Raw genomic sequence first — 24,989 nt, 5'->3', positions numbered from 1 at the left:
CCAAATTACGTAATCAATTCCTGAAAAATAGGTCCGGGTCAGGAGATTATTTATGAAAGTAAAACCCAAAATTGTTCGTCAACTAAAAAATTCTTTTATTCAGCTTCTCTTGGCCATAGGAAAGCTGATTTTCAAGCTTTTTAGCAAAATTCCCGTCGCGCTCTTTTCCACGATGTCGCTAGGGGAGAAATGGTTGAGCAAAAAAAACTCACCCTATAGACTCCAAGAGGGCAGTAATTTCTTTAAAAGGAGGGAAAATGCCCCCTATCGCTCCCAAAGGGCGAAAAAGTTGCCGAAATATTTGAGATTGAGAAAACCATTTCCCTTGGCTTTATCTCCCAAAGGCTTTGTCTTACCCACGATGACGATGGTGTTATTGGTATTCTCTTTAGTAGTTGGGGCTATCCTCTGGCGAACCTCTCAATATACTCAGGAAGTGATCAATGACCGCCAAGCACAAGTAATCTACAACAGTGCCACCCCAGCCATTGAAAGGGCTAAAACCAAACTAGAATTTCTCTTTAAACGAGATTATCGCTTTCCTAACACGGTTCCTGGGGCTAGTATATTAGACCAGTATCTCCTCAATCGTAACGATGATAACTTAACCACCAAAGATCAAGTCCCTCGTTATGAAGAAAGTAGCGCGTATGTAGATATTTATACTTTACCTGGCGAAACTCGCATTGATATTAACGGAGATAACCAAGTAGATAATGCTTGGTCTTATCAAACGGATTTAGATGGAAATGGTACTAATGAACAGGTCGTTTATGCAATCATCGCCAAGAATTCGGCCACTGAAAGCACTACAAGCACAATAACCCTTGATAGTAGCGACGCGAAAAAAGCCAAATATTTAGTCACCCGCACAGGGCCTTTAAGTATCCTCAATGGACAAACTTCGGGAGTCTGTGCCAATACCAATACAGCACTTGCCCCCCAAGAAGGATGGTATACCATCAATAACTCCTCGGTCCGTAAAAATTTTCAAATTGATGCCATAGTAATCAATAAGAATCCCCAGAACAAAGAGATCTCCGCTTTAGAGTTTCAACAAGACAGACAACTCGACAAAGGGAATAAATGGGGCGTTTGGTTTCGATATGATTTAGAAGCTTATCCAGGTAAAGATTTTCACTGGAACGGAGCTATGTATACCGGTGGCAATTACATCTGGGGGGAAAATACTGATAAAAAATACTTTTATATCAATTTAATCAGTTCTCCGAATTCGTGTTTTTATACCGAAGATGCCTCAGAAATCGCCATGACTCAAGTGGAAGATGATAAAGGAAACATCCTCTTTCAGGGCCAGGCCATTAACGGCACTCCCTTTAAGGATAACTGGCAAGGAGCCTCAAATCTGGATATCTATCCAGGAGCGAAACAAGCGCCTCGTGATACTCCTCCTCCAGATACCAACAACATAGAATTTAACAAAACCACTGACTCCATTAGCGACAATCTACAAACCTCCTCTTCTTCGCCCTATAATTTTAGTCTCGATCCGATCGTGTTGTTTACCGAAGATATCTCTAAATCAAGATATACCACTGATCCCACTAATGTGGCGGCGCGAGCAACAGACTGGACAACGAATTCTCTATCCAAACGGATCATTAATAAGCTAGTCAGTAAACCCTATGTTGATGATACCTATCGGGCAGATAATCGCTGGGGACCGAAACCCAATTATACGACAGAGATCCCAATTCCTAGTGCCGCCAAATTTGGCACAACCATTGATAATTATATCGATACGCTGACCAAAAACGACCCCCCGACAGAATTACCCGCAGATGTGGGTTTAGATGGTTACTGGGAGCGTCGTGCTAGAGCGCAAGGACTCCGAATTCTCGTCGGACAACGGCTAGAACTGGGAAACACCAACGGTTGGCAAGGGAAAAACCTTAGCACCTTTGGCACCACCTCCTCTAAACCCACAGAAATCGGCGATCCTCTCTATCCTCCTCCTCTGGTGAATCCTACAAAGTCTTCAGAGGCTAATCCTTTAACAAACTTAGCGCGGCAGCGACGCACCTTAAGGGATAATGTGGCGGCAGTTCAGTCAACCTTGGTTTATCATAATGCCAGCCAAAGCGGCTTATTTCCGGTGGCCACTATTGCTAGTACCGTTCATAATGGCAGCGTTGCCCTACGAAACAAGAGTAGAACCTTTGACACACTGAGCGCGATCTCTTCATGGCCAAACCTTGAGACTGACTTTCTCACAGGGAAGGGAACCAATGGCTGGGAATTTAATGCTCCTGGAAATGTGACCACAGCAGCAGATTTTAAAGCCCTAATTGACGACACCACTGATCCTCTGCGAATTGCCCTCACCAATTTAGCCTATTTTGCCGGTGATCCAGATGGGGCATTTCCGCCTAAACAAGAAGCCGCCACGACTCCAGCTAGTAAAATTACTCATCCTTATCCTTATCTCACCATGTGGGGAGACTTTTCTAATCTACGACGGGTGATTAGTTTATTGGATGGTAGCACCAGCTACAATAATCTCAGCCCTGCGGATCAGACCACATTGCACACAGCCGCCGCTACCTTGGGACTGTTAGCTTACAACCTCGATAACTATGTTGAAGTATCGGGTATGGATGGTGGATCAGCTAGTCAAGTCAAGGCCCTTGGTGAGCATATGTGGCAGTTGATCGATGGAAATACCTCTAATGGAGAAGTGACGACTCTCCTAAACCTCACTCCTCCCTCTAATGCTAGTTTAATTGATTTAGCTAACTTTTATCTGAGTCTTACTCCAGACCAGTATATTAGTGCCCTGATGGCAGATAATGGCTTAGGAAGTGATGCACAAAAACAAGATACACTAGCACGGGCTAGTGCTTTAATAACAGAACTACAAATCGATCGGGACCGCACCCTGGGTTTTATTGGTACCTCTACTACAGGTGAGTGGAGTCCTTGGTACGCCGGAGTTTATGGTAACGGTGTTAATGATATCGTCTTCTCTCAAACAATCCCTCCTTCGACAAACTCTAACGGTAAGGACCTCACACAATTAGTCGCACTCTCTTGTGACCCTAACATTTTCTCAGACGCTCTAGGTAACGGTAGCGGATTAGAAAGCAAAAAACTGGGATTGGCTCTAGCTTTGTGCCCGAGACAAGCAGTGCCTAAATATCCTTCTTTGTTCTACTTATTCCCGAAAAATAATCACGATCATACCGGCATCAATCCAGGCACTGACTCGCTCGAGGATAACCAACCAGCTACCGAAGAATACATTGCTGATACTTATATCTCAAGCATTAATTCTGGCAAAACCTACAAGCAAGTAAAAGATGGTACAGCTAATGATTTTTCGGCGATTGCTCTCCAACCCAGACAACTAGCCAATTGGGTACTTCCAAAAACCACAACTGACACAGGCACAGACAATACAATCACAGGTACTGCCCTAAGCACAAGCCCTGTTTACACTGCCTTCTTAGACAAAGCCTTCTATGATGGTCGGCAGTTAATGCAGATTCGCGCTCTTGATGTGGATTTGAATTTACTCAAAACCAACCAAATTAACTCAGAAAGTTGGCTAACCAAGAGTGGAATTATTTATGCCTTCCGAGAAGATGCCTTGCGCGAAGATGGAATCGCCAGACCGGCCAGTGCTGCCTGGAGCAACTGTGATACTGAGAGCGAGTTACAAAGTTCTACCTGTCGGATGGATGTCAACGGGCTTAAAGACCCCCCAGTAAATAGCAAAAATGGCATTAGTACCAAACCTGTAGATTTTTATGCTGATCCTGATCGTCGTCCTTATGGTTTTCGCCTTAAAAATGGCTCTGACTTAAGTCGAACAGAAACCAAAGCCGGCATTTCTTTTATTAGCGATAATACGATTTACATACAGGGGAATTTTAATCTACACCAAAATAGTAGTGGTACAAAACTCCAAGAATTTACCCAAGCTCTTACTAGCGATTGGAGCAACTTTTACACTCGAGGCAATACCGGTCAAGGGACTTTAGATAGTAACTTTGCTACACAAAGTGGTGATCGCTGGCGAGTCGCAGAAATCCTCGGAGATGCAGTCAGCATTCTCACTAATAACTTTTGTGATGGAACCTTTGAGGACGGAATGCTAAACACCAATGGGAGTGATTGTAGTAGCACTAATTCCCGAAATTCCTCTTATCTCAATAGCGTTTTAGCTTTAGCGACTAGTGGCAAGACGGCGGCTGACTGGAAACGAGAAAAACCCACTGATATTTCTCCTTATCAGTCTTCTATTTATATCAATCGCAATGCAGATATCGTTCTCAGTGATGGTAGTATCTTTACGAGCTATCGAGGTGTTAATGCGGCTCGTACTGACAATAACGCTAATAGCGGACAAATTGTTAACGTCATTTTAATTAATGCCCTAGTGCCTTCTCGTCAATATCAATCTTACGGGGGATTACATAATTTTCCCCGCCTTCTCCAAAATTGGACGGGTCAAAATCTAGAGATTGCCGGGGCCTTTTTCCAACTCAACTTTAGCACCTCGGCCACGGCCTCTTGGGACCAAGAAGCCTGGGAACCTGGTAGTACCCCTAGCACAGGTGAATCTAAACAATTTTACGAACCTCCTAATCGCCTTTGGGGTTATGATATTGCCCTTCAATATTCTAATCCTTCTCCGATTGCTAGTCGTTTCATCAATGTGGGTACTCCTCGTAACGAGTTTTACGACCAACCTCAAGCTGATGATCCCTATATCATGCTTTTACGCTGTGCCAAGGTTAATAGTAAGCGCGTCGATTCCAATTTAACTGATAGTCAATGTACTCTCTAATTTACGATTACTAGCCATGAAAAAATCCATCAATCCCATTAGAAACCCAACCTCTCCTTCCCATCAAGGTTTTACCATTGTAGAAGCTTTAGTCGGTATTACCGTAGCGGGTCTGGTTTTTGCTTCTACTGCTCCCTTAATCTTGCTGGCTATGGCTACCCGCCTTCAATCTTATCGCGCTCTACAAGCCATGCAAATTGCTCAAGGCGAGATTAATCGCGTTCAAGTTTTAATGTCTGAAGGAATCAAACAAGACCAAGAAACAGGACAGTTACCGCCGCCAGTGGCCAGTAATGTCGCCATTACTCAGGTAGCCGCTCCTACCACCAGCGTTAAAGATGCCACCATTTCCGCAGTTGATCAGTCCAGTAAAGCCTTAGAAATCGACTTAGATAATAATCCTAATACTACTGATGATGTGTTTTTAGTCCAAACTTTTCGAGATGCTGGAATTCGTTTTGACCAAGGGACAGCCGTTAACCAACTGGCTATTTTTCGCATGGGAGTTCGGGTTTATTCAGGATTAGCTAAAAGCAATTTAGGAAGTTTACAAACTACTCCCATTAGTCTTAATGTAACCCAAAGTTTGGCACAGCAAAGAACTCGTCCTTTGGCTGTTCTGTATGCAGAAGTCAGTCGCAGCGATTTACAGTTTTCTTTGCAAAAATATAAACAATATCTCAATAATAATTAGGATAATTATGAAAAATTTTCTCTTCATATTAATTAAAATAAAAAAAATACATACCCCTCAAAATAGTCAGCCCTTGGGATTTAGTATTCTAGAACTTTTAGCAACTATAGTTATTGCCGGTAGTGCGGTATCCCTTTTACTCTATTTAATGGTGGAAGGCATGACCTATAATCAGCAAGAGCAAGGGATGTCTCAAATTAATAAAGACCTCAAACAGGCTTTAAATTATATTTCAGAAGATGCCAGAAAAGCTGTTTATATTTATAATGGCAATGAATTAAAAGATAGAACTAATTCAAATATTCAAGTCGGAACTCAGTCAGGTCTTCAAGATTTTTTACCGAATTTTGGGACTAATGTCCGTCCGATTCTCGCTTTTTGGAAACTGGAAGCTCTTTCTAATGATGTTCTTAATAGTCTTAATTGTGATACATCTTTTGCGACCAATACTACTAAGCTCAATGAATGTAAAGCGGTAAAAGTAGAACGTCGTGCTTACACATTAGTCGTTTATTTACAATCAACAGATAACTCTAGTGGACAGTGGAAAGGAGAATCTCGTATATTACGTTATCAACTTCCTAAATACAGTGATTTGAGTACCCTAACACGAACTGGCGGCTATGTTGATCCTGTGGCTGAAAGTAGCTTTCAAGGTTGGCCTGTTAAAGCCGATGGGAGCAATCTTCAAAGCGGCACTCTCCCAACGACGACAGACCCTCTAGTAGATTTTGTTGCTAATCCGACAACGGTGCTAGATGCAACGAAAGTCCCAACTTGTCCTAGCAATGAATATGTCCGCACACCTTTTGATGATTCTACTAAAACCAGTGATGATACTTTCAGTTTTTTTGCCTGTGTTAAAACGGCAGAGAATACTCAAGGAAACGTTTTTAACCAAGATCTGATTATCTATCTTAAAGGGAGTCCAAAAGGTAAATATGATACAACCAAATTCAAGAATTCCAGCATGGCTTATATTAAATCACAGGTGCTTAGTCGTGGGGTTGTTAACAAGCTTATTTCTGATTAAAATTTCTGGAAAATGCTATGATTAAAAAATTTTTGATCCTCAAAAACGCCCAAGCGGGAATGTCTTTAGTAGAAATTTTAGTCGTCGTTATGATTATGGGGATTTTAGCGGCGATTTCTGCACCCAATTTTTTTAATTTTTTCAGCCAACAAAAACTAACTAAACTGAATGAAAATGTTGAACTCTTAATGCGGCAGGTACAAAATCAATCTCAACGAGAAAAAGTTAATTATACGCTGGAGTTTCAGGTAGCTACTAACAAGGACTTCCAATACAAAATTTATCAAGGTGTGCCTTCTGCTACTAATACTACTACCTGGAAATCTCTGTCAGATCAACCAGAGAATCTAACAGTATCCCTAACCCAAGGCAAAAATATTACTTTTAATTCTAATGGAACAATTAATTCGAGTGGAGAGTTACAAGTCAATGAGAAAATTGTTGTTTCTCTGGCTAACTTAAATCCGCCTTCTAAACGATGTGTGATCGTGCAAAGTTTACTGGGTTCATTAAGCAATGGAAAAAATACCGAGTGTAATTAAGATTCGACAAATTACCTATTAAAAAATCCTAGAGTGAGCCTGACTCACCCTACTGTTAAAGTCTAAATATTCAGGCTTTAGCTTACTCAGATAGAATTTTGTGCTTAGAAGCTGGATCGCTGGTATAATGCAACTTGAGAAAGCTATCAAAAGCATACCAAGCAAACACATACCAAGGAATAATCTCTAAACTTAATCCCTTAATCAACAGTTGCCGCACCGCCAGAAAACTAAAACCTAAAGGAACCAGAAATCTAATATCAACTGTTCCCTCAGTGGCTTCTCTGACTTGTTTATTTAAATCTGTAAAAAAGCCCGTCACGTTAGCGGCTGCAACTGATTGATGAGGATGAGGATTAATCTTGTTTTCAGCCGTTAAAACAGCTATATTTAAACTTTGTAAAAATTCTCTAATTTTTTCAAAATTCCAATGGTTAGTAGCATAAAATATAGTGAGACTTCCTGTCTGAGGATTGCCGCGTACCCGATAAATTTCTAACTGTTCTTTTAGAACATTAACCAGTTGCTCGATGTTTTGGGGTTGACGAGATTCTTTATCTAATCTTAGCCGAATTCTTCCAGGAGAAGAACTAACAAGATGAGCAACCGTTACTGTCCTGTCAGTTTTTGGGCTTTCGTCCCTCGCTAATTCTTTGGGAATATAACTAGCGATTGCCATTTTTTCATCACCTCGATAAACTATATCTTTACTGATAGAAAAGCCCTTCCCTTCGCCCTAAGCAACAGGACGAGGAAAAGGTATACTCAAAAACTCAAGCCGGCCTTAACCGGCTTCGGAAGGGGTGTCAACAGTAACCGAATTGGGGGTTTGTTCTTCTGCCAATTCAACTTTGGCTTCTGCCACTAAATCTTCGAACACTTCCCCGGCTTCTGCGAGTACGCCTCGACTCTTTTCATACAGCACAATAGAACCTTTAATTGCCGCTTTAGCAACGGGTTTACCGACTTTAGCAACCGCAGGAATCACTAAAGGAGTCAGTACAATTGCTCCAAGTCCGGCCGCAATCCCGGGAATACCAAATTCTTCGGCTGCATTTGCCCATAAGTCTGTGATCTTAAAAGCCATTTTTCACCTCCTAGTTTGGCTTACCTAATTACAGTTTATCTAGTTCTTAATTTAGGGGATCTTTGTATGTCTAAAATCATACACAAGCTTTTAAATTCATCCCCTAAAATAAGGTTTTCCAGTATACAAAGCAGAGGAAGAAAAATTGTCTCCCTATGCCGGATGCGATGGTAGAGAGGCAGTCTATCTATCCTTCGGGTTGAACCGAGGAGCCGCTAGAACCTTCTAAAAGTTTACGCTCTTGTGCTTCGGCCAATTCGGCGCGGCTTTCTGCTACTAAATCTTCGAGAGCTTCTCTAGCTTCGGCTAAAGTGCCTCGACTCTTTTCGTAGAACAAAATGCTGCCTTTAACAAGCGCTTTAGCGGCTGGTTTACCCACTTTAACTAAAGTAGGTCCTAAAACTGGGGCTAAAACGATAGCACCAACCCCAACCACTAGACCCGGAACGCCGAAATCTTCCACTAAAGCACCAATTCCTTCAAAAGTATCACTGATTAAAGCCATAATACACCTTCCTTATTTTATAGTTGTGGTTGTTCTTCGTCTTCGATTTTGGCTGTCAGGACAGGGCGAAGTCCATTCATTCCTGCCAGCACGCTTGAACCATTGTTAATCATGGTTGCTGTCATGGGATTAATCCCTATGGTGGAGGCAAGGGCTAATCCACAAAGGTTAGGCACGCCCACAATTGCCGCGTTTTGATAGATAATTTGTTTGGCGTTGCGGGCAATAGCGATCGCTTCTACTAATCCCTGGAGATTATTCTTCATTAATACTACATCTGCGGTTTCTCGCGCCACATCTGAACCTTCGGCGAAGGAAATCGACACATCTGCATAAGCTAAGGCGGCTGAATCATTTAAGCCATCTCCCACAAAGGCGACGGTATAACCTTCATTGTGTAAGCTTTGAACGATTTGCGCTTTAGTTTCTGGGAAGGCTTCAGCGTGGGTATTACTGGGGGGAATGTTTAAAATTTGAGCGACGGCGGCAGCGCGTTGTTGAATATCGCCGGTGAGGATGTGAATTTCTGCGCCCATTTCCTCGCGTAAAGCTTTAATTACGCTTGGGGTTTCTTTCCGCAGAGGGTCAGTATACTCTAGCACACCCAACACTTCCCCATCACTGGCGACGTAAATTAAGGGATAGCTGTTTTCTTTGAGTTCTGGGTTATGCTCATACAGAGGCTCGACATTAACTCCTTCTTTAATTAAGAAGCGCTCGCTACCCACTAAAACATCGTGCCCTTCGATCTCGGCGCGAATGCCTAAACCCACTTGAAAATCCCATTCTCCTCGAGAAGGAACCTCTATTTTGTTATCTTTGGCGTAACGAATTACGGCTTCTGCCACTGGGTGAGTGATGCGTTTTTCGGCGGCGGCGGCCAGTTGTACCACTCGTTCGGGGACTATTTGCTCGGAAGCGGTTTTGATGCCAATGACTTGAATGTTGCCTTGGGTTAAGGTGCCGGTTTTATCAAAGACGATGGCATCTACTTGCGCCAGTTGTTCTAATGCCCGTCCACTGCGGATCACAACGCCTCGGCGAGCGGCTCCATATAAGGCAGCCATCACGGTGGTGGGCACTGAGACGCGAATACCGGTGGCAAAGTCGATAGTGAGAACCGAGGCGGCGCGAGCCGGATTACGAGTGACCGCAAAAACTAAGGCCCCTAATAATATCGTAGGCATTACGGTATTATCAGCCAGCTTGGCGGCATAGTTTTCCATGCGGGTATCGTGTATAGGTACCTCTTTGAGCATTTTTAGGGTTTGTCCTGCGCGGGTTTCTTCGCCTAAGCGTTCGGCTAAGACATAAATTTGCCCTTCTCTGACGAGGGTAGAAGCATACACCATCTCCCCTTGATTTTTCACCACTGGCATAGATTCGCCGGTGAGTCTTTGTTCATCAATGAGGGCTTTTCCTTGCAGAATATGACCATCCACCGGAATTTGTTCGCCGGGATAGACGATCACGGTATCTTCAGGGAGCAGTTTTTCTAGGGGGATTTGCAGTTTTTCCCCGTTTCTTTCTACCCATGCGCTTTGAGCTAAAGAACTCAGTAAATCTAAGGCTTGATTTTTTGAGGAACGGGCGGTTAGTTCTCGAATAGTTTCCCCGAGTTGAATCAGTAACAACATACTGCAAGAGGTCAAGAAATGACTTTGAGCCGTAATAATGGTGATCGCCGTCAAGTCGAGAAAATCTACGTTGAGCTTGCGTTCTTCTAAAATGCCTTCCCAAGCACGTTTGACTACAGGGAGAGCCGCCGCAGCGATAACGCCTCTAACCACCAAGGCGGGAAGGGTGAATCCTAATGGACCGTTGAGCAGTGCCAAAACCGTTGCGGCTAGGGGGAGTCTTAGGGCAGACCAAGAAATTTTCTGCTCGGATTTTTCACATTCATCGATAATTTCATCGCGCTGTTGGTAGATGGCGGGATGATTGGCCAGTTCTATCAGTTCGCTACAGTAAGCGCGGCTTTCTTTGACAGAAAGCTTTTCGGGTTGATAGTAAAAGGTAACTGAGCCGGCACTACGTTTGACCTTAAGCTCTGTAATCTGTTCATCTAGCGAGGCTAAGGCTTGTAACGCTTGACAATAGTCGAGATCGTTAATGATTTTTGGAATGCGAACTCGAATTCGTCCTGCTACTTCATGAACGATCCGATAGGAGACCGGCGGACAAGATAAGACTAATTTGTCTTGTGTTGTCGTGGTTGCAATTGCTGCCGATCTCTTAAAAGTTTCTCCCCTGTTGATAGTTTTAACAGGAGACAGTGCCAAATTTACCATTTACACCCTCCCGGTGGTGAGAATTATTGTTTATAGATGAATTAATTAAGCTTGTTGAAGCGGAAAGTTAACCATTAATCTGAGCATGGTATTGAGCATACAAGCTTTGAACCGCCGCCAAGGACTGTCTAAAGGATACTCGGAAAGCTCGAACCTTTCAGCGTCTGGTGCTGATTCTATAGAATTAATGGTTTTCTCATCTGATGAGTCTGCGGGCGGCTCTTTCGTTGAGGAAACGAGTGGCTCAGATTCATCGAGTACGGAACTCGCATTCTCCCCCAGTTGATTTTTGGGTTCAGAAGGCGCTTGAGGATTATTCTCGTCTTCTTCTGACACGAGTTCAGAGCCTAACACATTTGTTGAGTCGGTTTCTGTCTGTTCGATTACATTTTCGCTTTTTTCTTGACCCTTCTGTTTCACAGATTCAGGGTGATCAATGGCCCGATTTTCAGTCTCTTGAGGGATAACTTTTTCAGGGTTCAAGATTTCGGCGATGGATGGATTTTTTAAGTCTGCCTCATGCTCGGTAATCAATTCTATTAAAGCGATTAATTCAGCCGCATTTAAAGGTATTTGTCCGGTATTTAAGGGGGTTGCTGTTCGATAGTTGATCACTACCGTTTCCGCTTCAGGATTAACTCGTACACTGGTAATACGGTTATCCCACTGGGTTAAGTTTTCCAATTTCTTTACCAAGTCAAGGTCTTGCTTAACTTTTTTGAAGGAAAGACGAATCCTTCCAGGTATTTCGTGAATCACTTGATAGTTTGAGTGAGCCGGTTTTGACGAGTTTGTTGTCTCAAGCGGCAATTTTTTTTCGGCTAATTTTGACGATGGACTCTCAAATTGATTCATCAGGCCACGAGTCACTTGAGTGGCCACCATATAGGCCGCAAACCCTTGCCATCCGACGATTCCTAATCCTCGCACCGCCGCAAGTCCCACCACTGGGGGAATCAATGAGGTTAGTCGTTTGAGGGTTTGGTTATAGGTATCCGCACCCGTTAATTCTGGTGAGGGCGTTTCTTGAGTGACACCATAAGGCTCAAAAAGTTGCTGCACTTGTGCGCGAGATAGTTGATTTTGATCATAGGTAATCACGAGACTACCAGTATCTTGGTTGATGCGGACTGATTCAATTCCCGCTATTGTTCGCAAGTGTTGCGCTATGGCCGTTAGTTTGTCCTTCGTCTTTGTGTCTAATGCACGCAGTCGAACCCGGTTAGCAACACTATGTAGAATCTCAAACCCCTGCTGTGAACAGGTGCTTTCTACATTGTTCATTTTTTACGTGACCTTGAGTTCGCCTTGGGTTAACCTATTCTTAACCTTACTTTCATCATAAGTATAACGTATGTTCATGGGAAACAGTTCAAAAATATTTTTATCTTTTTTAACATTCTGAAAATTAATCCTTATCAATCGTTAATTTTGGCTTAACCGTATTTTAATGTTTATGGCGAATTTTTGCCCCTGTTCTAGCTTTTGCCGCGTTGAGCCGGGGCGATAAATGAGATATTTTCTCATCTTAGATCAATTAATTGTGTATGTCAGTATATCTTGAGGGGAGTTTAGCCTTGAAATGTATCTGAGCTTACTATTGCCAAATCAAAATCTTATTGTCCTTATCGCCACTGACTAGGGTGTGTCCGTCACGACTTAGAGCAATAGAACTAATCGCACAAGTGTGACCGTTTAAGGTTTGGACACATTCTAAGGTCTGAAAATTCCAGATTTTTAGGGTGGTATCTTCGCTTCCACTGACAAAATACTGACCATCAGGGCTAAAAGTAATGGTATTAACTGCGTCTGTATGGTCTTTTAAGGTTTGGACGAGTTTTCCGTTTCTAATATCCCATAAATTAATAGTTTCGTCGCTACTTCCACTGAGGGCGAATTTTCCATCAGGACTGATAGCGACTGTTTTAACGGCGGCTTGATGTCCGCTTAAGGTGCAAAATAAATCTCCGGTTTGCAACTTCCAAACTCTGAGGGTGTTATCTTCACTACCACTGACGAGAATTTGACCATTGGGAGAAACCGCTAAACTGGTTACCCATTCTCGATGACCAAAGAGAGTTTGGAAAGGTTCGCCGCTTTTGAGGTTCCACAGTTTAATTTTATGAGAAGCACTGATCAGGGTTTGACCATCAGGGGTGATGAGTAAAGCATAAATTTCTTTTTTGTGTCCAAATAAGGTTTTTTCTAGGGTTTCGCTCGGTAAATGCCAGAGTTTAATATAACTTCTATTGTTGGTATGATCGCTGGTGGCTAAAAATTGCTGATCCGGACTGAGGGAACAAGCGAGAACTTGACCACAATGATGGGTTAAGGTCTGGCTTAAAATGGGGGTTGAAGCACTCAGGGTCCATACTTCTAGAATAGAGCGATCCCCGAGATTGATTAATTCTTTGCCATCAGCACTTAAAATTAAAGAAACTACCCCCCCGGATGTGGTATTGATGGTTCCTGCCAGCGCAAACTGTATGGGTTGATTAGAAGTATTTTGCGGAGAGGGTGTATTGAGATAACTCAGCAGTCCTTGCACTTGAATGACTTTTTGATGTTCTCCTAAAATGGCAAAACATTCTTGTAGGGTTTTTAAATATTCTTGGTCTTGACTGGTTAAGCTAGACTGGACGACTTCTAGGTCTTCTATTCCTTTTACGGGTGAGAGTTGTCGTTGTTGTAGCCAAATTTTCAAAGAACTATTGACTTGTTCGGCGGCTAAGGACTGATCCGACAGTTGAATGAGGCTTTTAGCGAGTTTTAAGGTTAACTCAGGTATCCAATAAGGACGCTCTTTTGCTAAATTCTGTATCACTTCTTCATAAATGGTCACTGTTGCCCTCAGTAAACCCCAATAAGATTTTTCTTCGATTTTTTCGTCGATTAGCTGAGGCAATAAGTCCGGCAAAATCGGAGAAAGATCATTTTGAATCAGATAGTGGATATCAGCAATAGAACCAGCGACAAAGCAATGGCATAAAGACAAGAAATTTAAAAGGTTTTCCCAATCTTGGCTATGGATTTTTAAATTGAGAGGAAATTGGCTAATATCAAGTCCGGCTTGTTGTAATTCTTCTAATTCTTCTAAAATAGCCAAATTGAAGAGGTTGTCTCCTCCTAATCGATTAATATCTTCTCGAGATTTTCCTAATTTTAAAAGTTTTTCGGCGGTTTCTTTCCATTTTAAAGCTCTTTTTTTCGCCGATTCTAAAAGAAACTCTTGATAGGGAATTTGAAAAATTGTGCCATAAAAATATTGTTGCTGTCCTAATCCCCAATAAGCCAGCCGCAAAGTTAATAGATTGCCATCTATTTCCGATTCTAAAATCAAAGTGGGTTCCGATTTTAACATCCAAAATAGGGCCTTAATACTGGATTCTCCATAAAAATTTTGGGGTTTCCAAGCCCCCCCTAAAAATTCGGTTTTTCTCTGAGAACTATGTAAAGAATAATGTTGATTGAGAAATTTTCTTAATTTTTGTGATAATCTTTTTTCGGTTTCTACTGAACCCATTTCTGAAAACTGTTCCCCTGCCTGAGCGGGAATTTGGGGCGGCGCTAACAACACCCGCAGAGGGATCAATTGATCTTTCGGATGACTGTGGAGCAATTGACAAGGAAACAGACGTAACGGCCAATGTTCAAAGGTTTTTTGGACTTCGGGTAAGAGTAAGGTCGTTTCTCGTTGATAAGCCGCCAGTTTAACAATGGCTTCTCGCTTGTCGGCGGCTAATTTTTGTTGTAAGATTTTTTCCTGTTGAAATCGCTGCTGATGAAAATCTAGGCGAGTTTCATTCACCGTTGTGGTGACATCTTTGACTAATTCCTGAAGTTCTATGGCTTTTTGATAGCCTAATTCGGCGATTTGTTCGCCAAGGGTAATGGATTCTGTTTCTAGTGCTTGCTGCTTACCTATTCCTACTGTTCTAAGCATCTGTTTAACTTGATGCTTCTGCTGACTCTCTAACTCGTCAGAGAAATTGGATAGTAAGTGATTCGTGCCGGCATAGACTAGGGTTTTAAATACCGGTAGTGCTACTCGAAAAAATAGAGTTAACCATTGCTCCATAACAGCCTGGTTTGTTGTGGTTCTTGCTGAGTATTATTTAAGCTTAAATCAGGAGATTAGTCAAAGTTTTAATTGATAAACTTGATTTAACCTTATTTTAACTTGGTTAATTTATTTAAACCGCCCTCTACACCCTTACACTTGATATTACACTGACAGCCCACACCCTACCCCCTACACCCTGTCTCAACCGTTCACAAAACTTGTAGAAAGAGGTAACGGGTGCATTAACATTATGCTAACACACCCCACAGTAGCCTGAAGATTGACTTGATTAAGAGCCGATTTATTGGGCGTATTTTTGGAACATAATTTGATAACTTTCCTGAAATTTACCATCTTCAAGCAGGAGTTTAACTTGTACCGACTGACAACCATGAGGAGGTTGACGAGCGATGATGGCTAAAATTTCTATAGCTTGCTCGAGAGAAGAAAAGGTTCCTTCTACCGTAGTCGCCGCCGTTGTGGGTGTTGTTTTGAATAAGTCATCGCCTGTAATCGTTTCCCGACTTAAATCAACTTCTGCTAAACGTTGAGTTTCTGTGCCGACTTGTTCAATAATTAATTTTTCTAAACGAACAGGGATTTCAACTGTTTTAATTTCTATCTCTTTACGAATAACAACTTCTCCAACTTTGCGTCTATGGCGATCAATCTTCAGCCTTTCTTCCAATAATTCAATCTGGTACTCTTCTACTTCTCGAGCTTCTGCGTCAGGATTCAGAGCGTTGTTAGTCATCATTGTCCTAGAGGATTATTAATTGTAAAATTTATTAAAATAGGTGAGCGATTCTAGACCCCATTAGTGAAAATTGGCCTAAAATTTATTTGACCAAACCTAAACCGAGGTTTGCTAGAATGAGTCAATGGAATAATAAGCAATTCTCTATGAGTGTGGAGAGGGAAACCCATCAATGATGGGCCCGGGTGCGGAACTCGTTCCGCACTAACCTCCCTTTCCCTTATTCGGAGCTACCTCAGCTTAACTGAAGTGAGGGTTTTTAGCGGTTAAGAGTGGAATCGTTAATAATGGGTTTGCCATCTACATCCACATCTAACTCTTCACGACGTAGGGTTTCTTTAGCGGTGACTTGATCTTGTTCGATCTCTTTTCTGACGGTGACTTCTTCACGAACAAAGGCTTGTTTATGGATATCTGCTGTTTCCTCATAGACAGCCACGCGAGCCACTTCACCCTCTCGGAAAGCGACTTCACCGGGGGTTACAGGCTGATCTGGGTTGGTAGGATTATTGCGTTCCACAATAACCCGCTCTTTTTGAACAGGAACAGAGGCTGTAGCTTGTTCAGTTTCTACTCGTTTACCAATAGTGACTTCGCCGGTTTTCTCACGAGTTTTATTAGCAATTAAGCGTTCTTCATAAAGCTTAATCGTATCATGATCCTTTTGTCTCACGCCATAGAGTTCTGGCTCATGCTCATAATTGTAACTGTTGGAAGTGTAGGCAGCCGCTTGAACGCCAGGACGACGATAAGCATTTCTCACGCGCTCCTCGTAGTTATAATCTACTGTGAGATCATCATTGTATTCGGGCAAACTTTCTACTTGTTCTCGGGTTAAATCGGTCGCATAAACACGACGATTAGCGTAATCTATGCGGCAACGGCCAATAGGGAGTAAAACTTTTTTGCCAAAAATCCACAGTCCAGTATCAATAACTAGATAACGCAAAAATCCAGATTCATCTACTAAAATATCATAAACCGAACCGACTTTATCTTGATCTAGATTTCCATAAATACTGTATCCTTTGATATCGGAACCGCGAAAAATATCGTCTTTGTAATTAGGATTGTAATCGTGAATTTTAATTAAGGACATTTATCATAATCTCCTACTTAATTTATTTTTCATCTTACTCGAGCAAAAGGAAAAATCCTTCTAACTCAAGAATGAGTGTTAATTAGGAAAATTTTGATTAATGTATCTTTCAATAGGAATAGGAATAAAACTTGTTTTTGGGGAAAGGGGAAGGCTCAGATCTTGCACCAATTTATTTAAAACCTTGTCAAATCGGGGAAGGTTTAAAGGGGAAGGCTTAAAGGGGAAGGGTGAAAGGGGAAAGGACAAAGGCTATTTTATCCTTTATTTCACCGGGCCCCATTGCCCATTGCCCATTGCCCAACTCAGATCTTGCACCAATTTATTTAAAATCTTGTCAAATCGGGGACTTGTTAATGAACCGCCAAAACCCGTCTCGTTCGACTGCCACCCGTTAAAACGGATGGCTAACCCTCGCTCGTAATTATTTTTGTTTGTTGTCACCGGGCCCTCGCTTTTGCCTGGCGGCGCGATTTATGACTCTGAAGTTCGCACCACTCTAGGTTGAGGCTTTCCAGAGGGTTTAGGCAAGGTAGATTTACTTTCACCGGGGCTTATCACTCGTTCCCGACGGTCCGGTCTGCTGTCTGATGGGGGTCGATCACCGAATGAAGGTTTGCCGCCTGATGCCGAGCGATCGCCGAATGGCGGTTTGCCTCTCATCGGAGGTTCAGGTTTTCTTCTAGGACAAGCAAAGGGGTTATTGCGAACAATGAGTAATTCATCCCCTTCCCGCTTGGCAATAATTTGATAGGCATAGCGGTCCCAGAGATACTTTCTATACTCATCTTGATTTTTAAAGCGATATTTATAGTAGTGAGGACGTTCTTCATCAGGAAACATCTGTCCTTGACGCTGAACAAAAAGGGCTTTCTGAGGCCCACACCACATCCCAATAAATTCCCATTGTTCTCTTTGAAAAGTTTGCTGTTGATCGATGGCCACGATTTGAATTTTAACCAGTTTGCCCTCGCCGGTTAACTTAGGATAGCCAATATAGTTTTTAACCCCCTCGAACAGATGAGGATTTTGGCGATAGTACCACAAGGTTTTAGAAAAAGCAAAATGGGCTTCTACCTCCAACCCAGGAAGCAGTAATTTAAACCCTTTTTCCCCTTCAGGTTTAGGCATCAAAACGCCTTGAAACCGACAGATCGCCTGATGAGTCCCGTTAGCGGTGTAGAGTTTTCGTCTGATTCTCGGAGGTCGATCGGACTGTTGTCGAAAAGACTTTTTCTCCTCGGCTGAGTCGTCCTGTTTAGGAGCAAGCTGATCTTTTTGAGTGATTTCGGTAGCCGCAGTCGGGAACTCGTTCGGTCCCCCAGGCTGTTCGGGAGTTTCTTGGGTTTCGGAGGGTTGTTGGGGGTCTTGCGCCTCGGATTCTTGAGTAAAAGAGGAAGAATCGTCTTCTGGGGAGTCTTTTGACTTTTGTTGAAGAGGACTGTTATCTTTTTGAGTTGTTTCTGGTGAAGTCGTGGATGGGGGAGGTTCTTCAAGCAATGTTTTTTCCTCGTTTAGCGGCAACGAGGGAGGTTGAGTCTCGACGGTGATTGAATTATGATCGTCATTGCTGTGGACGGCGGCGGTCGCTTCGCTGTCTACCTCGACAAAAACGCCTTTCTCTATACGTTTGATCCCACAGACCACTGCTTGAGGGTTTCTCGTAAACTGTCCCCCAAAAGCCGAAATAGATTTATTGTATCCTCTAGCTTTTGCCAACTCGTAAGCTTGTGCCCTATTCATGATTATTATTTGCTGTTTGCCCTGATAAAACAAAAACGCATCTCAGTTAAAAACTACATCTTAGCAATTTTAGTTACCTTCGTGATAGCCTTCGGTGGCTGATAACCATAATAAAGAGTCCCTTAGCTAACACCAAGGGACGAGCCATCAAAAATTGTTAATTTTTCCTAGTTAATTGGAGCATAGCACCAAGTGTCATCCGCAAGACAAATTGCGACAGATTTAAACACAATTTGAGCCAGCCTCGAAAAAACCGATAATTTAGGCATAAATCAGCACAGGAACTCGCTTAAAACCCGGAATACCACAGCGAGGATCAGTTTTAGCTTTAAAAATCACATTAGCTTCCGGATAAAACATGACAGCCGCTCCAGTCCGCACCGAACCGAAGATAATCTCAACGTTTTCGAGTTTGCCGGCATCTCCTTGTACCGTGACGCGCTGATGTTCTTGCCATCCGCCACTGTGAGCATCTTTTTGATTCATTAAAATACAATGGCGATGCGGCATTCCTCGATAGTAATCATGCTCCTTATAGACTACCGTATTATGTTGAGAGTAACTGCGTAGAGTAATCAGAGTTAAGACTATACCTTTGACTGATTCAGGTAGGCCAAAATCTTTGAGAGTAGGTAAGCTTAATTCGGGGATCGGGGTAACATACATACTCGCTTTGCCGGAAGCAGTGGCAAATAAGGGTTCTGTAAAAATTCTGTCGCCAATGGTGAATTCTTCGCCGGTTTCATCGATGGTAGCCATTTTTTCAAAACCGGGGATCGTTTGGGCGATTAATTGTCTGATATATTTAGTATCTTGAAGTCCCCGCCAGTTAACCGGATAATCCCCCAAAAGTCGTGCGGCTAATTCGCTTAAAAATTCTACTTCTGAAATCAGGTACCCTTCTGTTATATGGGTTTTTCCCTCATCATTAAGGCGAACGAAATTGTTACCGGATTCTGTGGTGGTTTTATGGGGATTTTCAAAGCGATTTAACACCGGAATAATAATCGTATTTTTCCGAGCTAAACCGTGAAAATGGCCTAAATTGGGTTTAGTTGCCAAATAAAAGATGGTTTCAATTTGGCCTAAAGCGGCTTTAGCTTGATTCAAATCTGGATTAGCGGCATATAAATTTCCCCCGACACAGATGAGGGTGTCAACTTTGCCCCCATAGGCGGCTTCAATCAAATCTCGGGCGTGATATCCCGGAACACGACTTAAAGAGCGTCCTAGGAGTTTTTCGAGGGCTTCTTGAATTTCTTTTTTCAGGCGTATGGTTACCCCCATAGAGCCATATCCTTGAACATTAGAATGTCCGCGAATAGGCATAGTACCGGCACCCTCTTTACCAGCATTGCCGCTTAATAGGGCTGTATTAGCGATAGCAAAAACGTTATCTACGCCGTTTGTATGTTGAGTGACTCCCATGGCCCAAGCAAAGATTACTCCTTTAGAACTAGCAATCATTTGAGCCGCCACTTCTATTTCTGGTTGAGAAAGGCCGCAAGTTTGAGTAATCTTTTCCCAAGGCGTTAATTGAGCATAGTCGATCACCGCTTCCCATCCTTGTGTATGGTCTTTTAGATAATCGATTTTCAGCAAATTTTGTTCAATTAACGCTTTTTGAATGCCCACAAACAGAGCGACATCACTACCGGGGATCAGTTGAAGATATAATGAGGCAATTTCCGAGCCATTGATCAAGGATGTAAGGGGGAAAGCCGGAGAAGCAAACTTAAGTAAGCCCACTTCCTGCACAGGATTTACCACAATAACCTTTCCGCCGCGATCCCGCAGTTTAATCAATTCGTTCATCAAACGAGGATGGTTAGCAGGGGCATTAGAGCCAACTAAAACCACACAATCAGCTTTTTGTAGGCTTTCTAGGCTGACCATTGAAGTGCCCGACCCAAACATCTCTTTTAACCCAACGGTAGAAGCGACGTGGCAGAGATCCGAACAGTCGGCTAAATTATTTGACCCTAATGTCCGCATCATCAGTTGTAGCAGATAAGCGGCTTCATTGGAGGAACGCCCGGAACTATAAGAGGCTACTCTCTCAGGGGCTTTACGGAAAGCACTTTCAGCAATTTGGTAAATTTCCTGCCAAGAAATTCGCTCATAGTGAGTTTTCCCCTCACGCAGAATGACCGGAAAACTGAGACGACCAAGGCGATCAGCTTCTCTGGAGGTTAACTGCTGAAGTTGGCTAATACTATGCTCATCAAAGAAATGATGTTTAACGGGGGGTTGAATTTCGGCGCTGATGGCTTCTACACTCTTCATACAGCGTTGTAAGCTTTCGCCTACCTCATTGGTAAATCCTCCTTTTTGCCCACCGGTTCCCCAAGCGCAGGACAAACAAGCGCTTTTATGAAGTAATGTTTGCCATAGTTTGGGCCCTTCAGGAGACAAGGTATGTTCTGCCCAATATTGTATTAAGGGTAAGCCGCCTCCCTTGTCGGGGTTATGATGCTCATCCGTGCTAGGGGTTTGAGGGTGTTGATCTGCTGGTTTTGTATCTGCATCCATAAGAGTTACTCCGAGCAAAAAAAGCCTGTGGATTTTCGGGCTACTTTTTTCACGCTACCTTAAATTTTTCTAGGATCACAGAATTTTTTCTCGTCAATTTTTTTCGGTGGAGTTTGGCAACACAAAGGTTGTTAAAGTCGTTATCCTAAGATAAAGAAGGCCCCTGTATCTAATGATCTATGAATCAAGTCGACTATCTTCGTATCAGTCTGATTGACCGTTGTAACTTTCGCTGTCATTACTGTATGCCTGAAGGAGCAGAACTGGATTATATTCTTTTACCTGAACTGCTGACTAACGAGGAACTGTTAACGCTTCTCAAAGAGGTTTTTATGCCGCTTGGGTTTAAAAAATTTCGCTTGACAGGGGGAGAACCTTTACTGCGTCCGAGAGTAGTGAACTTGGTACGGGAGATTGCAGGTTTACCCGGCACGGAAGATTTAGCCATGACCACTAATGCTTTTTTATTGGCAGATTTTGCCAGCGATCTTTATCAAGCGGGCTTAAGACGGATTAATATTAGTTTAGATTCTCTAAATCCAGAAACATTTGATAAAATCATTGGTAATCGCGGGAGAAGTCGCTGGCAAAAAACTTGGGCAGGCATTCAGGCAGCGCATGAGGTAGGTTTTGATCCTCTCAAGCTTAATGTGGTGGTTATTCCTGGGGTGAATGAGGAGGAAATCTTGGATTTAGCGGCTTTAAGTATTGATCGTCATTGGCACGTTAGATTTATAGAATTTATGCCCATTGGCAATGCAAATCTATTTGAGCAAAGAGCTTGGATACCCTCAGAAGAGTTACGCCAACGCATTCGAGACAGATGGGGGTTAAGGGAGTCTCAAGTGAGGGGAAATGGACCGGCGGATGTGTTTCAAATACCGGGGGCAAAAGGTACGTTAGGATTTATTAGTCAGATGTCGGAGTGTTTTTGTGATCGCTGTAACCGCGTACGTTTATCGGCCGATGGTTGGTTACGTCCTTGTTTATTAAATGAAACCGGTCAAATTGATTTAAAAACTGCTTTACGTCGAGGAGTATCGGTTAGTGAATTAAGAGAGCAGGTAAAGGAATTATTACAGATTAAAGCCGAAATTAATTTTAAACAGCGAAATTCGGGAACTACAAGCGGCATTTATACTCGTACTATGTCTCAAATTGGAGGTTGAAATTATTGATCTGATTGACTTAAACGGTTCAAAATCTCTAAAGTAATAGTTTAATTTGGCCGATAGTTTCTCTATATTTTTAATTTGAAAAAAAGCAACAGTTATCAGCACGAAGAACCATAACTGATAACTGATAACTGAATTAAGCTTGACGAGAATAGAACTCAACTACCAGCAGTTCATTAATATTCAAAGCAATCCATTCGCGCTCAATTACCCCGTTAACTTTACCAATGAAGGTATTCTTATCAAATTCCAGATGAGAAGGTAAATTAGCTAAACCCGGATATTCCATGTTCGCTTCTACTAACTTGCGAGAGCGTTCTTGGTTTTTAACTTTAATGACATCTCCGGGGCGGCACTGATAACTGGCAATATCAACAACCTGATCATTAACCAAAATATGGCCATGATTGACTAACTGACGTGCTGCCGGAATGGTGCCCGCCATGCCTAAACGAAAGATGGTATTATCCAAGCGCATTTCTAGCAGTTGCAGTAAAACTTGACCGGTTGAACCGGTGGCACGCCGCGCTTTACGGACGTAGCGAATCAACTGTTTTTCACTCACTCCATAGTTGAAGCGCAATTTTTGCTTTTCTTCTAGACGAATGGCGTATTCTGAGCGTTTTCTACGGGCTTGTCCGTGTTGTCCGGGTGGATAGGAACGACGCGCATTTTTGCGGGTTAACCCGGGTAATTCCCCTAAACGGCGGACAACTCTAAGCCGAGGACCTCTATAGCGAGACATATAACTCTGCTTCTCCTAATATAATTTATCCCAAAACTATTATCTTATCATGAAATACACAGTTTGTCAGATTAGATTTTTTGTCTAACCGCAAAATTTAAGTAAAAATGCTATAGCAATTCCCGTTTGAGTGAGATACAGAGTGGCTAGTTTTAGGGAACAGGGAATAGGGAACAGGGAATAGGGAACAGGGAACAGGGAACAGGGAACAGGGAACAGGGAATAGGGAATAGGGAATAGGGAACAGGGAAGAAATTTTCTCTATACCTTATGAGCTTGGGATCTAATTTTTTATTAAAAATAAAATCGGTTAAAACTCTCTTTCTAAAATTAATTTTTCTCCAGATTTTAAAGGTTTAATTTTATCAGTTAAGTCTAACCATTGTCTGAGTTGTCCTCTTTGATAAGTGCGGCTCATGACGACATAAATTGAAGTTTGATCGCATCCAATGGCGGCTGATAGGACTTGTTCCCAAGAGTCGGCATGAAGTTCATCAATAACTTTCCAATGGTCATCTTCCCAACGGAGTTGACGGTAAAAGGCAAAAGGAGCATTTTTTTTGCCGGTGATCAACATTTTTTGCAAAAGTTTACGAATTAAATTCGGGAAAAAGCGCCCAACAGTCAACATAACGATTCGCAAAATCATTAAATTTAGGGGAGTCATCTGCTTTTGTTTTGCCCATCCTAATGCCCCCTCAATAGTAATGATATCTTCATCTACTCCAATTTTATAATGCTGACTAACCAGATGAGCAACGGCATTTTTAAGTTTTTTTCCTTCTTGAACCGAGAGAGAAAATTGGGTATCTGAAGCCATCAATTGACCCTCTCGAAAAAGTTTAAATACTCCTCCTTTATTTAAGGCTAAATAAAGCTCTGTTCCTTGACGACGATCAATTAAAATACCCGCTTCACGAAGCCATAAACGACCATGAGGGCGAGGTTTTAAAGGAGGTCTTGCTGGCACAAAATCCCGCCAAGCGAGTAAATAATTCCAGGTATGATGACCGATAATGTGATCATCAGCATAACAGGGGGCTAATCCTTTAGCCATTCCTTTTAAAAACTGATCATTAATACTTAACGCTTCGGGTAGCCATTTTCCCACTAATTCAAAGCCATGAGGAAAGAAATTATAAGTATTGCGGCTGGTATATTCCCCACCATAAGACCCATCAGGGTGAATAAAATGAGCGGCTAAAATAACGGCTTTAGCGATAGCATCCTTTAAGCGGTTATGGGGAATCAGTTGATAAATTCGGGCTAAACAAGAAATGGTTAAAGTATGATAGCCCGGATCACAGCCTTCATATTCTTGAAACCATCCCTCGGGGTTTTGCCAGGATAAAACCTGTTCTAAACGCTGTTCTTTTTGCTCATTCCAGCGATCCGTATTGAGAAGTCTTGAGAGTAATTCTAAACATAAAACAATTAAAGCTTGATGATTAGTCAGTCGTCCACTTTCTTGATGATGTGCTAACCAGTCAGCGCGTTTGATAAAAAAATCTATAGCCGCTTGATTATTTAATTGTAATAACTGATAACTTTCGATACAAGCTAAAAGAGAAAAAGCCGCCGCGCCGCCTGCGCGTTCAAAGGGAAAATAATCATCACAAGAACCGTCAGCATGGGCACTTTTTGCGGCATAGAGAATAGCGGCTTCTACCCAATCTCGAATTACAGGTTCATGGTAATAAGGATTATTTTCAAGATCTGTGTGATAGGCTAGGGCGAGAGGATAGACAAATTCTTGAGACATTCCACTGGGGAAGTCAATGATTTTGTATTGCCAGAAATTGCGGTCAAAACAGCCATAGGTAGGGCTATGAAAGTTCCGGTCTAAAAGCGTTAATATTTTAGGAATTTGGGCGAGGGCTTCAGTGGCAAATAAGTTTTTAGTCATTGGT

18 protein-coding genes are annotated in these 24,989 nt (G+C 42.4%); 5 read left to right on the top strand and 13 right to left on the bottom strand.

What is annotated here, in order from left to right; all coding sequences use genetic code 11:
- The first annotated feature begins 52 nt into the window (after positions 1–52).
- From hpsA to CYAN7822_RS20830, 4 genes are read left to right on the top strand one after another with little or no spacing between them, the layout of a single operon-like run.
- Entirely contained in the window at positions 53–4,813 is a 4,761-nt protein-coding gene (gene hpsA / locus CYAN7822_RS20845; protein ID WP_013324230.1) for a hormogonium polysaccharide biosynthesis protein HpsA, read from the top strand.
- Positions 4,814–4,829: 16 nt separating this feature from the next.
- Positions 4,830–5,507 carry a hypothetical protein gene (locus tag CYAN7822_RS34750; protein ID WP_013324229.1) on the top strand — a complete coding sequence of 226 codons (678 nt, stop codon included), beginning with the start codon at positions 4,830–4,832 and terminating at the stop codon, positions 5,505–5,507.
- A 7-nt stretch (positions 5,508–5,514) separates the two neighbouring features.
- The gene (locus tag CYAN7822_RS20835; RefSeq protein WP_013324228.1) at positions 5,515–6,540 is read left to right on the top strand and encodes a PilW family protein; all 1,026 of its coding nucleotides are present in this window, start codon (positions 5,515–5,517) and stop codon (positions 6,538–6,540) included.
- Positions 6,541–6,557: 17 nt separating this feature from the next.
- Positions 6,558–7,082, top strand: coding sequence for a prepilin-type N-terminal cleavage/methylation domain-containing protein (locus tag CYAN7822_RS20830; RefSeq protein WP_013324227.1), 525 nt, complete (start codon positions 6,558–6,560; stop codon positions 7,080–7,082).
- 82 nt (positions 7,083–7,164) lie between these two features.
- Here the strand turns inward: CYAN7822_RS20830 and CYAN7822_RS20825 are convergent, their stop codons facing one another.
- The 11 genes from CYAN7822_RS20825 to CYAN7822_RS20775 all read right to left on the bottom strand — a co-directional run bounded on the left by CYAN7822_RS20825 (position 7,165) and on the right by CYAN7822_RS20775 (position 21,159).
- Positions 7,165–7,761, bottom strand: coding sequence for an HMA2 domain-containing protein (locus tag CYAN7822_RS20825; protein ID WP_013324226.1), 597 nt, complete (start codon positions 7,759–7,761; stop codon positions 7,165–7,167).
- A 105-nt stretch (positions 7,762–7,866) separates the two neighbouring features.
- Positions 7,867–8,169: a DUF5132 domain-containing protein gene (locus CYAN7822_RS20820; protein WP_013324225.1), complete on the bottom strand. Its 303-nt coding sequence runs from the start codon at positions 8,167–8,169 to the stop codon at positions 7,867–7,869.
- 187 nt (positions 8,170–8,356) lie between these two features.
- Positions 8,357–8,674, bottom strand: a complete 318-nt coding sequence (locus CYAN7822_RS20815) for a DUF5132 domain-containing protein (RefSeq protein WP_013324224.1) — start codon at positions 8,672–8,674, stop codon at positions 8,357–8,359.
- A 17-nt stretch (positions 8,675–8,691) separates the two neighbouring features.
- On the bottom strand, positions 8,692–10,965 hold the full coding sequence (locus CYAN7822_RS20810) for a heavy metal translocating P-type ATPase (protein WP_013324223.1): 2,274 nt from the start codon (positions 10,963–10,965) through the stop codon (positions 8,692–8,694).
- A gap of 45 nt (positions 10,966–11,010) precedes the next feature.
- A complete protein-coding gene (locus tag CYAN7822_RS20805) occupies positions 11,011–12,249 on the bottom strand; it encodes an HMA2 domain-containing protein (RefSeq protein ID WP_013324222.1) in 1,239 nt (412 codons plus the stop codon).
- Positions 12,250–12,562: 313 nt separating this feature from the next.
- Entirely contained in the window at positions 12,563–15,043 is a 2,481-nt protein-coding gene (locus CYAN7822_RS20800; protein ID WP_013324221.1) for a WD40 repeat domain-containing protein, read from the bottom strand.
- Positions 15,044–15,329: 286 nt separating this feature from the next.
- Complete coding sequence (locus CYAN7822_RS20795; RefSeq protein WP_157871831.1) at positions 15,330–15,785, bottom strand: DUF2382 domain-containing protein; 456 nt, start codon at positions 15,783–15,785, stop codon at positions 15,330–15,332.
- Positions 15,786–16,044: 259 nt separating this feature from the next.
- Entirely contained in the window at positions 16,045–16,884 is an 840-nt protein-coding gene (locus CYAN7822_RS20790; RefSeq protein ID WP_013324219.1) for a DUF2382 domain-containing protein, read from the bottom strand.
- Between the two features lie 264 nt (positions 16,885–17,148).
- The gene (locus tag CYAN7822_RS20785) at positions 17,149–17,328 is read right to left on the bottom strand and encodes a hypothetical protein (RefSeq protein ID WP_041933332.1); all 180 of its coding nucleotides are present in this window, start codon (positions 17,326–17,328) and stop codon (positions 17,149–17,151) included.
- A 30-nt stretch (positions 17,329–17,358) separates the two neighbouring features.
- Positions 17,359–18,627: a hypothetical protein gene (locus tag CYAN7822_RS20780; RefSeq protein WP_041933331.1), complete on the bottom strand. Its 1,269-nt coding sequence runs from the start codon at positions 18,625–18,627 to the stop codon at positions 17,359–17,361.
- A gap of 261 nt (positions 18,628–18,888) precedes the next feature.
- A complete protein-coding gene (locus CYAN7822_RS20775; protein ID WP_013324217.1) occupies positions 18,889–21,159 on the bottom strand; it encodes an FdhF/YdeP family oxidoreductase in 2,271 nt (756 codons plus the stop codon).
- Positions 21,160–21,338: 179 nt separating this feature from the next.
- Here CYAN7822_RS20775 and moaA point away from each other — a divergent pair, with 179 nt between their 5' ends.
- A complete protein-coding gene (gene moaA / locus CYAN7822_RS20770) occupies positions 21,339–22,328 on the top strand; it encodes a GTP 3',8-cyclase MoaA (RefSeq protein WP_013324216.1) in 990 nt (329 codons plus the stop codon).
- Between the two features lie 142 nt (positions 22,329–22,470).
- Here the strand turns inward: moaA and rpsD are convergent, their stop codons facing one another.
- Both rpsD and CYAN7822_RS20760 read right to left on the bottom strand, forming a co-directional pair.
- Entirely contained in the window at positions 22,471–23,079 is a 609-nt protein-coding gene (rpsD, locus tag CYAN7822_RS20765; RefSeq protein WP_013324215.1) for a 30S ribosomal protein S4, read from the bottom strand.
- A gap of 310 nt (positions 23,080–23,389) precedes the next feature.
- Positions 23,390–24,985: a hypothetical protein gene (locus tag CYAN7822_RS20760; protein ID WP_013324214.1), complete on the bottom strand. Its 1,596-nt coding sequence runs from the start codon at positions 24,983–24,985 to the stop codon at positions 23,390–23,392.
- Positions 24,986–24,989: the final 4 nt, after the last annotated feature.

Source organism: Gloeothece verrucosa PCC 7822, assembly GCF_000147335.1.
Taxonomy (GTDB): Bacteria; Cyanobacteriota; Cyanobacteriia; order Cyanobacteriales; family Microcystaceae; genus Gloeothece; species Gloeothece verrucosa.
This window is presented reverse-complemented; position numbering and strand designations above follow the sequence as displayed.

Excerpts from the sequence above, each read along its gene's own strand:
- hpsA (WP_013324230.1), top strand. The coding sequence starts at position 53 with ATGAAAGTAAAACCCAAAATTGTTCGTCAACTAAAAAATTCTTTTATT.
- CYAN7822_RS34750 (WP_013324229.1), top strand. The coding sequence starts at position 4,830 with ATGAAAAAATCCATCAATCCCATTAGAAACCCAACCTCTCCTTCCCAT.
- CYAN7822_RS20835 (WP_013324228.1), top strand. The coding sequence starts at position 5,515 with ATGAAAAATTTTCTCTTCATATTAATTAAAATAAAAAAAATACATACC.
- CYAN7822_RS20830 (WP_013324227.1), top strand. The coding sequence starts at position 6,558 with ATGATTAAAAAATTTTTGATCCTCAAAAACGCCCAAGCGGGAATGTCT.
- CYAN7822_RS20825 (WP_013324226.1), bottom strand. The coding sequence starts at position 7,761 with ATGGCAATCGCTAGTTATATTCCCAAAGAATTAGCGAGGGACGAAAGC.
- CYAN7822_RS20820 (WP_013324225.1), bottom strand. The coding sequence starts at position 8,169 with ATGGCTTTTAAGATCACAGACTTATGGGCAAATGCAGCCGAAGAATTT.
- CYAN7822_RS20815 (WP_013324224.1), bottom strand. The coding sequence starts at position 8,674 with ATGGCTTTAATCAGTGATACTTTTGAAGGAATTGGTGCTTTAGTGGAA.
- CYAN7822_RS20810 (WP_013324223.1), bottom strand. The coding sequence starts at position 10,965 with ATGGTAAATTTGGCACTGTCTCCTGTTAAAACTATCAACAGGGGAGAA.
- CYAN7822_RS20805 (WP_013324222.1), bottom strand. The coding sequence starts at position 12,249 with ATGAACAATGTAGAAAGCACCTGTTCACAGCAGGGGTTTGAGATTCTA.
- CYAN7822_RS20800 (WP_013324221.1), bottom strand. The coding sequence starts at position 15,043 with ATGGAGCAATGGTTAACTCTATTTTTTCGAGTAGCACTACCGGTATTT.
- CYAN7822_RS20795 (WP_157871831.1), bottom strand. The coding sequence starts at position 15,785 with ATGATGACTAACAACGCTCTGAATCCTGACGCAGAAGCTCGAGAAGTA.
- CYAN7822_RS20790 (WP_013324219.1), bottom strand. The coding sequence starts at position 16,884 with ATGTCCTTAATTAAAATTCACGATTACAATCCTAATTACAAAGACGAT.
- CYAN7822_RS20780 (WP_041933331.1), bottom strand. The coding sequence starts at position 18,627 with ATGAATAGGGCACAAGCTTACGAGTTGGCAAAAGCTAGAGGATACAAT.
- CYAN7822_RS20775 (WP_013324217.1), bottom strand. The coding sequence starts at position 21,159 with ATGGATGCAGATACAAAACCAGCAGATCAACACCCTCAAACCCCTAGC.
- moaA (WP_013324216.1), top strand. The coding sequence starts at position 21,339 with ATGAATCAAGTCGACTATCTTCGTATCAGTCTGATTGACCGTTGTAAC.
- rpsD (WP_013324215.1), bottom strand. The coding sequence starts at position 23,079 with ATGTCTCGCTATAGAGGTCCTCGGCTTAGAGTTGTCCGCCGTTTAGGG.
- CYAN7822_RS20760 (WP_013324214.1), bottom strand. The coding sequence starts at position 24,985 with ATGACTAAAAACTTATTTGCCACTGAAGCCCTCGCCCAAATTCCTAAA.